The sequence below is a fragment of the Microbulbifer okhotskensis genome, assembly GCF_023895975.1.
GTDB classification, from domain to species: Bacteria; Pseudomonadota; Gammaproteobacteria; order Pseudomonadales; family Cellvibrionaceae; genus Microbulbifer; species Microbulbifer okhotskensis.
Genome location: NZ_JALBWM010000054.1, coordinates 17,931 through 27,485 on the forward strand (window position 1 = coordinate 17,931; position 9,555 = coordinate 27,485).

A 9,555-nucleotide genomic window follows, 5' to 3' on the forward strand; every position below is an offset into this window, starting at 1 on the left:
AGTTCCCCCAAAGGGGTAGTTTGTCTGACTTATCGATCGTACTTCTGTTCCAGAGCGCCGATCAGGCGTTGGTGAATACCGCCAAAGCCGCCGTTGCTCATCACTACAATGTGGCTTCCCGCATCGGCGAGCTCCAGGGCAGATTCAACACCACTTTCAATAGAGTTAAAAATTTTTGCCGGCACCGAAGAGTGATCAGTCAGATCCTCCAGAGACCAACTCATCCCCTCGGGCTGGTACCAGAGCACCATATCGGCTCTAGCGCAGGATTGCGCCAGCTTGCCCTGGTGTACCCCCATCCGCATGGTATTTGAACGCGGTTCTATGAGGGCGATAATTTTGTCTTGCCCCACCTTCGCGCGCAGGCCGTTGAGGGTGGATTCAATCGCCGTGGGGTGATGGGCAAAATCGTCATAGACACGAATACCAGCCACTTCCCCCAGGCACTCCATCCGCCGCTTCACGCCCTGGAAACTCTCCAGTGCCGCGGCACTCAAATCAGGAGTGACGCCCACATGTCGCGCAGCCGCCATCGCCGCCAAGCCATTGGACACATTGTGCTGCCCTGTCAGGTCCCACTCGACCCGCGCTTCCGCTTTACCTTCAAACTGAACGGAAAAACTGCTGCCATCAGCGGCAATATCCACCGCGCACCAGTCGCCAAGCCGCACACCGTCCTCAGACTCACTGCCGACACGCTGTACCTCGCTCCAACAGCCCTTCTCCAGCACTTGCTCTACGGCTTCTTCCGCAGCCGCCACAATCAAGCCGCTGGCAGGCACGGTGCGCACTAGGTGATGAAATTGTTTTTGGATGGACGCCAGATCTTCAAAGATATCGGCATGATCAAATTCGAGGTTATTGATAATCACCGTGCGTGGGCGGTAGTGCACAAACTTGGAACGCTTGTCGAAAAAAGCGGTGTCATACTCATCCGCTTCGACAACAAAGAAAGGGGACTCACCCAAACGGGCGGACACACCGAAGTTGCCCGGTACTCCACCGATCAGGAAACCTGGCTGCATATCTGCCGCCTCCAGAATCCACGCCAGCATACTGGCGGTGGTGGTTTTGCCGTGGGTCCCAGACACAGCCAATACCCAGCGACCGCCGAGGAAATGATCACACAACCACTGGGCGCCCGAAGTGTAGCGGAGCCCCTTTTCCAATACCGCCTCCACCGCTGGATTACCGCGAGACAGAGCATTGCCAATAATCACCAGGTCGGGTGCTGGCTCAAGCTGTGCGGGATCATAACCCTCGGTAATTTGGATGCCTACCTGCTGCAACTGGGTGCTCATCGGCGGATAAACATTGGCGTCACTGCCGGTTACACGATGTCCCTCGGCCACCGCCAATTGGGCCAAACTGCCCATAAATGTGCCGCAAATACCTAGAATATGAATATGCATAGCGGAAAAATGTACTCCTACGGGTTGCGGCGCAAGCTTAACACGGCAAATCGGGCCAGTAATTGCCAAATACCCCAGTTTCCATGCAATTTAATCGCTATTCCATTAGACTCCGCCCCCGCATTGATCGGCCTCATCCCCATTACGGTGGTAGGAATATTCCCGCGAAGGCCGACACCCGATACGAGCTCCCGGTTACCCTCACTGGCACAGGTAAAAAAACGAGATGCGAGGCGGACTACCGGATCGGGACACATCTCAATATCTCTATAAACACAGGATACCCATGTCGAAAAAGAATGCCTTTTATGCGCAGTCTGGTGGTGTTACCGCCGTGATCAACGCATCCGCCTGCGGCGTAATCGAAGCTGCGCGTGAAAACCAGGACCAGATTGGCAATGTCTATGCGGGGCATAACGGTATTCTCGGCGCATTGCGCGAAGAGCTCATCGACGTGAGCCTGGAGAGCGCTGAAGCTATTGCTGCGCTTCGTCACACCCCGTCCGGTGCTTTCGGTTCCTGCCGCTACAAGCTGAAGAGCCTTGAGGATAACCGCGCTGAGTACGAACGACTGATCGAGGTATTTAAGGCGCACGACATTGGCTACTTCTTTTATAACGGCGGTGGGGATTCAGCAGACACTTGCCTGAAGATCTCCCAGTTGTCAGAGACCATGGGTTATCCCATCCAGGCTATCCATATCCCCAAAACTGTGGACAACGACCTACCGCTAACTGACAACTGCCCCGGCTTTGGCTCTGTCGCCAAGTATGTTGCCGTATCCACCAAGGAAGCGGCAATGGATGTGGCCTCTATGTGTGCCACTTCTACCAAGGTGTTTATCCTCGAAGTGATGGGACGCCACGCCGGTTGGATTGCCGCTGCCGGTGCCCTGGCCCAGGAGCAGGAAGGCGATGCGCCGCATATTATCCTGTTCCCCGAGATTGCCTTCGACAAAGAGAAATTCCTCGCCAAGGTACAGAAGACCGTGGACGAGAAAGGCTACTGCGTTATCGTCGCTTCCGAAGGCGCCCAGTACCCAGATGGCACTTTCCTCGCCGACGCCGGTTCCACCGATGCTTTTGGCCATAAGCAATTAGGTGGGGTAGCACCCACTTTGGCCAATATGGTCAAAAGCGAACTCGGCCTGAAGTACCACTGGGCTCTGGCAGATTACCTACAGCGCGCCGCCCGTCATATCGCTTCCGCCACTGATGTAGAGCAAGCCTACGCAGTGGGCCGCGCTGCAGTGGAAATGGCCGTTGCAGGTAAAAACGCTATTATGCCGGCAATTATTCGCGGCGAAGGTAGCGAGTACAGCTGGTCTATCGCCGAAGCACCGCTGTCTGAAGTCGCCAACGTGGAAAAATTCATGCCACGTGACTACATCAGCGAAGACGGCTTTGGGATTACCGAGGCAGGCCGCGCGTACCTGCTGCCATTGATTCAGGGCGAGGACTACCCTCCCTACAAAAACGGCGTTCCCCGGTATACAACTCTGAAGAAGCAGCTGGTGAAGAAGAAGCTCGGCACCGATTTCGAAGCCTGATCGAAACGGTTAACAGCAATAAATAAGCCCCCGAATAAAACCGGGGGCTTATTATATGATTATTTGCCTTAGTCTAAATTGTTACAACTCTTCACTCTGCGATTCCACGTCTGACCAAACCGCAAATTCATTGCCACAAGGCTCTTTAAAGTGAAAACGCCTACCGCCGGGGAATGTGAAAATCGGTTTGGCGATGCTGGCTCCACAACGTGTTACTTTTTCCAGTGTGCCTTCCAGATCACGACTGTATAACACCACCAATGTGGCCCCATTTTCTGTGGCGCTATGTAACTCCGCCTGAAAAAACCCACCATCCAATCCAGCATTGGAAAAGGCACTATATTCAGGGCCGTAATCAGTAAACGTCCAACCAAAAGCTTCACTGAAAAACGCCTTGGTTTTCTCCAGGTCTCTGGAGGGCAACTCAATATAATTTATTTTTTCACACTCTTTCATAAGCTCTCCATTTTTTGCCGATTGCCCAGCTTTCATAGCTTGGGCCGGACGGGTGTATTCACCAGCTGAAAACTGCCATTCGCCAATGCCAGCGGGCGATCCTCATAGAGAATAATGGCACGATCCATCATCTGCACAAAATCAAGCATTGCATAGAGCAGCACATTTTTTCGACCCTGGTAAATTTGTGGCCTATAAGTTAATGCGGCCATGCGCTCATCCATGGCTTCATAAGTATAAGAGGCTTCTCCTACCAATTTACCAGCCGCTATAACATAGCAGTTTGACGCAGTTTCATAGACTACCGTATGAGTTGAAAGATCGGGGAAATCACCATTTTTTGAATAGTGGGTGCCGGTCCACTCCAAACTCAAACCCTCAAGTGTTTTCAATGCCTGCATATTCTTCCCCCCTCTTATTGATTCAACATTCTGGCTGGCTACTACTTACAGGTATCAATTCGAACGGCTGGCATCCTGATGACGGAAAAAATCAAACTGAACTCAGCCAATAAATTGCACCGCCTTTTCCCGATAAATATAGCCAAAATCCAGACTTTCCGTGTTACTGGCCTGAGTTCTTGCCTGCCCCTCATCACGGCGATTCCAGGGGTAATCAAAATGGCTCAATCTCACCAGGGACTCAAATTTACCCGGCTCTTGTAAGGGCATACAAGTAAAGAACAAGCCATCCAAGGGGAAAAGTAATTCCCTAGGAATTTTGTCACTCATTGCCAGTAAATTCGGCAAAATACTCTGATAGTAGTTTTTAATCGATTTGCTGGCCTTGGAGCCCCTTCGGGTTCTTCCTTCAGAATTGATGCCGATAAAGTGCTCGCCCAAACGTTTTCTCAACGACCGTTGGTGCTTGCCAACATACATTGGGTAAAATCCGGTTGGATAGCTAACTGCATGCAGACCGAAAGCTGCACTTTGCGGAGCCATGTAGCCATCTTTCCTAAAGCCTATTTCATAGACACCCGCAGTAGCCGGTGCCTTCAAATAATGTGCCAGTGGGCACATCGGCCCCCAAGAAGGTGTTTTCAGTGTCACTTGCGACTCCTTGTCGTAATTTCCTAGAGAGGCTCATTATTTACAAGCGCTCCATTACTTTCTCAGTTGGGTCATCCTGAATGATCAACCTCTCGTCAAGGGCGTCCTATTGCCAGGTTAAAATTATCCGGAAGAAAATCTTATCCCTCTACCAACTGGCTATAGGAGCCAATTGAGTACACGGCTATACACGCAAATCACCGGAAACTTTTCGTAGCAGTTTGTCTATTCTGAAGGGCTGTCAACCAGATCGGCAGTCCTCCAATTCGAACAGGGTTGCTCAGGTCGCAGATTATGTCTGTAAATACTGAACCTGTCGTAAAGCGTTTGTGATCAGACGTCTTAAATTCAAGCTGGAAAAGTAGATGAGGGGAGACGAAAACAACTCGCCAACGTGAGTGCCAGGCATGAGGAAAGAATACGGCCGGATATTCTTTAGCTAGATATCTGGCCGCTCAATATATGTCGGTAGTTAATTATTGTTACTGATACTCAACTCAGAGCCAAAAAGGCTTGCGCACTTCAATTTGACGGTGGGCTTTATCTTCATTACCCACGTCATCTTTGAGTGTCAGGGTAATTTCGTAGCTACCTCCCGTAGAGTAGCGATGTACAGCCCAGGGGCCAATGTGGGTAGCGCCGTCACCAAATCCCCACTCGTAGCTAAGCCTACCCTCGCCATCGTAACTGCTGCGATCTTCAACCCACATCCAGCGCAGGAAGCTGTGTACTTTAAAGTCAGCGTGAAGCTCTACAGTTTCCTCAACCTGCACAATCTGTTCAACTGCGGAAATCGCTCCACGATCATCCTCGACTTGCAGGATGACAGAGTATGAACCCGCCACATCATAACGATGGCTAGGATATTGCTCGGTACTGACAGCACCATCACCAAAATCCCAGGCCCAGCTTACGATAGTGCCGTCACTATCCGCGCTGCTGTCGATATAGTCCACCTTAAACCCTTCAACATTCCAGTCAAAAGCGGCCAGCGGCACTATGTTATCTGCGCTCAGGTCCAGCTCTACCACCAAAGGATCGTGATCTGAGGCGCGGAAGGCATCGGTGGAGTAGAAGCTCTCCTGCTGCTCGTCCGTTTTGTGTTCGGTGTTGTAATCAAGCACGCGAGGCTCATCGGCGTTGATATGCCAATCCGCTACACCCGTTACCAGGGGAGCCAGCATGACACTGGCGAGAGCATGATCCAGATAGCCACTTTGGCCGCTGTACACATAAGAGTAAGCTTCACCTTCACCAAATACTTCCAGAAGATCGGTGTAACCCTCTTTCTTCAGCGTCGCGATGGGGTTTTCACGGGCATAGCTGTTCAGGTCACCAAGCACCAAAATACGATCGATTCCAGCGCCAGTAGGATCGGTATCAACCCACGAAACCAGGGCATCCGCCGCTTCAGTACGCAGGGCATTCCAACAGCCCTGACCATCACCTTGGTCGTCATTTAGACTAGCGTCATTCGGGCAACTGCCCTTGGACTTAAAGTGATTTACAACGACAGCCATTTGTTCACCACTGGCAAGCTCTCTAAAGGCTTGTAACAGCGGCTGGCGATTGCCGGCATCGAACGGGTAGCTATCGGTAGTCACAGCGCCGCCCACAGGCATCATCCGATCACTTCGATAAATCATCCCCACAGTAATTTCATCTGTACCCAGCTGAGTTAAGTCAGGATTGACTAACTGATACTTTTCGCTGGCAGTAACAGCGTTAAGGCCATTAACCAGGTCCTGAATTGCACTATCGCTGCCATAGCCATCATTTTCAATCTCCATCAGGCCAATTACATCCGCATCCAGACCTAGAATGGCAGAGATAATTTTACTTCTTTGACGCAGGAATTCTTCTTCAGTATCAGCGCCTCGAGAAGTTGGAAATCCTCCTCCATTGCCATCGCCATTGAAGTAATTCAAAACATTAAAGCTGGCAATTTTCAGGCTACCCTGTCCGGAAAGAAGCGGGGCGCCTTCACGAAGATTTGCAGAGACAAATTCCGGTGCTTCTATTGGGTGAACACGGTAGGCACCATAACTATATCCCAATACACCGCGCAGTCCCGATACAGTATCGCCACTGCGCAACGTGTTACTGGCACTCAAGCCGGATACGGGATACGGCACTTGTTCCGGATTTTGCACACTGGAGCCATCATCCAGTACCACTTTATTCAGTTCGTTGGCCATCTCTTGCGCAACCGCCGCAACACCCGGTTCATTGTTGTGGGTGGGAATATAGAGACGACCATTGGCGAGAGTCACTTCGCCATAACGGCCCAGGTTATAGTGATCATTCACCATCAGGGCTTGTGGGAACTCCACCAACATCCCCTCGTATTGCTCCTGCTCTTCGGCAGACGCAAATGGCAGCGACACTTCCTCGGCGGCAACGCTGTAACCGTCACCACAGATGCTTACGCCATCTATTTCGTCCAATTCAGTAAAACCGTAGTACTCCGTAACGACACCGCCAACACGTACCAGATCACCAGGCTGAACCTCTACACCAAAGCCTTTCCCATGAACAAACAGGCCTTCAGAGGTGTTGATCTGGCCATCCTGATCACTATCTTCCTCTTGCACGAAGAAGCCTGAGAGCCCGCTATTGACATCCTGAAAACTGCCGACAACCACCGCTTCAATTTCGTGGCGCTCACCTGCCAGGGCACTATCAAAATCAGAGCCCTGCACTTGGCTTATCAAGGTTGAGAGATCCCCACACTCACCCAAAACAATATCGTCGTCACCGCCGCCGCTACCATCTTCGCCGTGCCAACCCAGATTAGAAAAATCATCCTGACCCGCGCTGGTCCATTCAGCTGAGGGAGTAAAATCTGAACTACCATCGGTGCGTCCTTCCGTCACACTCCAATCGCGAACCAACGTTTGATTCTGGGTACCGAGACTACTGTCTCCCCACTGGCTACCGGGGTCGGCCCCGATCTGGCCAATCACATCGATATGGCCATTCGGGCCGCTGAGGGCCACGGCGTCATCGCCATTAAACAGAGCACTGGTATAGGTCCGGTCGGCTACAGACAGGATTGAAGTATCGGCGCTGCCATGGGCAAAGACATAAACCGCACCATCAGCGAGGCTGCCACCCAGCACAATGGTGGACGCCGCCGTAGACGAGCCATTAAAGAAAAGCTCAATACTGTAGTTGCCCAGATCTACTGCAGCACCAGTACCGTTGTATATTTCGAGCGCTTTGTTGTTACTGCTGCCCTCAATATACTCTGAAATAACGAGGTCGCTGGCTTGTACCTCTTCCGCCAAAAATGGTAACCCCAGAGCTGCCAGGGCAGCCAAGCCAATCTCTTTCATGATTTTTCCTTCAGGTTGTACCTGACACATATCAAGTGGCGCAAAGATTGGCGGTTAATTCCTAAACTACGATGATCATAATGTGAAATTTAAATTTCACATTTGTGACAAAACATCAGACCTCAAAAAAATCTTGCCTCCACTTCACAAAGGAGAAACTGGACAGACTTGATGACCCCGAAAGCGATATTTCTCGCAGCTTGCAATATGCCAGTGCGGATACATAGTTGCTGATATAAGTACTTATAGATAAGTTCGATTATGAAATACGGTCCGCTGGGTATCCAACTGCGTCACATACTTGAATTGTGGATGGCCATGTTGCTCAAAGTTACAGAAGCAACGGCTCAGTGTTTACAGGCCCCGCTATACCCTCATTATGCGTGCGCTTTTAGACAAGAGAGATGTAACCAGCAACGAAGTGTTGGCGAGTACTAATATTTCCCAGTCCTCTGTAAGCCTGACCGTCAAAGATATGGTCAAGCAGGGACTGGTACAAATGTCTTCAGATGAGGATGTACGAGAGCGCAAAGTTCGCCAGACCCGCAAAGGCAACCGGCTATTACCAAAACTGAAGAATCACTGATAGCTACCTTGAGCGCAGAGAAGTCACTCAACGCAGAACTCGTCATGCCACTGCCGGGATTACTCGCTGAAGTAATTCAAGCTCTGGAAGAAAACCTTTATATCGAACGGATACAAGCAAACCTATAAAAGGAGGCTGGCGACCCATGAGATACCGTCACGGATTGTGTTTAGCATTATTCATCAGCTTTTCCATAAACTCACTTACAGGCACCGCCAAGGAAAAGGTCCCATGTCGATTTGAGGTAGCCCCAATAATCAGGGCAGCTGCATCAGCGATAAAACAACAATATGTGATAGAAGAGAAAGCGCGGACGCTTTCAGCTCAGCTCAGCTCAGTTCAACACACTGGCGGAGTCCCGCCAATTGAGTGATTTCTGTAATGATTACCAAGCATTCGCAGACAAGCTTATCGAAAAAATACACGCCCAGTCGGAAGATAAACATTTTTACGTAGCGCATACCAATTCACAGGAAGCTAATCGCAACTGGATTGAACAGTGGCGAGCTGAAGCGCCAAACAATAATTACGGTGTTAAAGAGATTAAACTACTACTTGGTAATATCGCTTACTTTTCCCTCTCTTCTTTCCACTCTTTTCAACACGCCAAAGAAACCCTGACCGCGGCTTTCACTCTAATCCAATACAGCAATGGTCTGATACTGGATCTGCTTGGCAATGGCGGCGATAACGAACAGACCGCTAACGCTATCCTCGAATCCTTCATCGATGCAGAGACTCCCTTGCCCTTTGTGATCGAAAGCAGACAAGAAAAAGTCATCCCACCCGTACCGTCTCTCTTCCCTGGCCAATCTATGGTAACATCAGGCCACAGGTGATCTTGATTAATCAACGATCCTTCTCCGCCTCTGAAAGCACTGTATTTTCTCTGCAGCAGTTAGGTAGAGCCTCCGTCATCGGCAGTGCCAACGCTGGTGGTGCTCATATAATGGAAACACCACAGTCCCTGCCATTTGGCTTTGAGATCGGTATTCCCGACAGTCGCCCAGTATCCACGATTGCAGGGGGCCGCCTTAACGGGGAGGGGTACGGGGTAATACCTGACATCGAGGTCAACAGCGAAGACATTATCGAAACTGCCCTCACTCAACACTTCGGACAGTTTCATACAGCTATAGCCCCATAGTCACTGTACTGCTCG

General features: G+C 50.6%; 10 protein-coding genes. 4 read left to right on the forward strand and 6 right to left on the reverse strand.

Annotated features, from left to right (window positions below):
- Window positions 1–29: 29 nt before the first annotated feature.
- On the reverse strand, window positions 30–1,412 hold the full coding sequence (gene mpl, locus MO867_RS12885; protein WP_252468458.1) for a UDP-N-acetylmuramate:L-alanyl-gamma-D-glutamyl-meso-diaminopimelate ligase: 1,383 nt from the start codon (window positions 1,410–1,412) through the stop codon (window positions 30–32).
- Between the two features lie 17 nt (window positions 1,413–1,429).
- Complete coding sequence (locus MO867_RS12890) at window positions 1,430–1,669, reverse strand: hypothetical protein (protein ID WP_252468460.1); 240 nt, start codon at window positions 1,667–1,669, stop codon at window positions 1,430–1,432.
- A gap of 29 nt (window positions 1,670–1,698) precedes the next feature.
- On the opposite strand from MO867_RS12890, the gene MO867_RS12895 reads away from it, so the two are divergent.
- Window positions 1,699–2,961: a 6-phosphofructokinase gene (locus MO867_RS12895; RefSeq protein ID WP_252468462.1), complete on the forward strand. Its 1,263-nt coding sequence runs from the start codon at window positions 1,699–1,701 to the stop codon at window positions 2,959–2,961.
- A gap of 81 nt (window positions 2,962–3,042) precedes the next feature.
- On the opposite strand, the gene MO867_RS12900 is transcribed toward MO867_RS12895, so the two are convergent.
- The 4 genes from MO867_RS12900 to MO867_RS12915 form a co-directional block, all read right to left on the reverse strand.
- A complete protein-coding gene (locus MO867_RS12900) occupies window positions 3,043–3,417 on the reverse strand; it encodes a VOC family protein (RefSeq protein ID WP_252468464.1) in 375 nt (124 codons plus the stop codon).
- A 32-nt stretch (window positions 3,418–3,449) separates the two neighbouring features.
- Window positions 3,450–3,818, reverse strand: a complete 369-nt coding sequence (locus MO867_RS12905; RefSeq protein ID WP_252468466.1) for a hypothetical protein — start codon at window positions 3,816–3,818, stop codon at window positions 3,450–3,452.
- Between the two features lie 102 nt (window positions 3,819–3,920).
- Window positions 3,921–4,469: a hypothetical protein gene (locus MO867_RS12910; RefSeq protein ID WP_252468468.1), complete on the reverse strand. Its 549-nt coding sequence runs from the start codon at window positions 4,467–4,469 to the stop codon at window positions 3,921–3,923.
- A 497-nt stretch (window positions 4,470–4,966) separates the two neighbouring features.
- On the reverse strand, window positions 4,967–7,807 hold the full coding sequence (locus MO867_RS12915; protein ID WP_252468470.1) for an ExeM/NucH family extracellular endonuclease: 2,841 nt from the start codon (window positions 7,805–7,807) through the stop codon (window positions 4,967–4,969).
- A gap of 379 nt (window positions 7,808–8,186) precedes the next feature.
- Between MO867_RS12915 and MO867_RS12920 the strand changes: the two genes are divergently transcribed.
- The 3 genes from MO867_RS12920 (at window position 8,187) to MO867_RS24000 (ending at window position 9,540) form a co-directional block, all read left to right on the forward strand.
- A complete protein-coding gene (locus MO867_RS12920; RefSeq protein ID WP_252468490.1) occupies window positions 8,187–8,393 on the forward strand; it encodes a MarR family transcriptional regulator in 207 nt (68 codons plus the stop codon).
- A 365-nt stretch (window positions 8,394–8,758) separates the two neighbouring features.
- Window positions 8,759–9,232, forward strand: coding sequence for a S41 family peptidase (locus MO867_RS12925; RefSeq protein WP_252468501.1), 474 nt, complete (start codon window positions 8,759–8,761; stop codon window positions 9,230–9,232).
- Window positions 9,229–9,540 (forward strand): S41 family peptidase, encoded by a 312-nt coding sequence (locus tag MO867_RS24000; RefSeq protein ID WP_373565890.1) that lies wholly within the window; start codon window positions 9,229–9,231, stop codon window positions 9,538–9,540. The genes MO867_RS12925 and MO867_RS24000 overlap by 4 nt, the downstream gene beginning before the upstream one ends.
- Window positions 9,541–9,555: the final 15 nt, after the last annotated feature.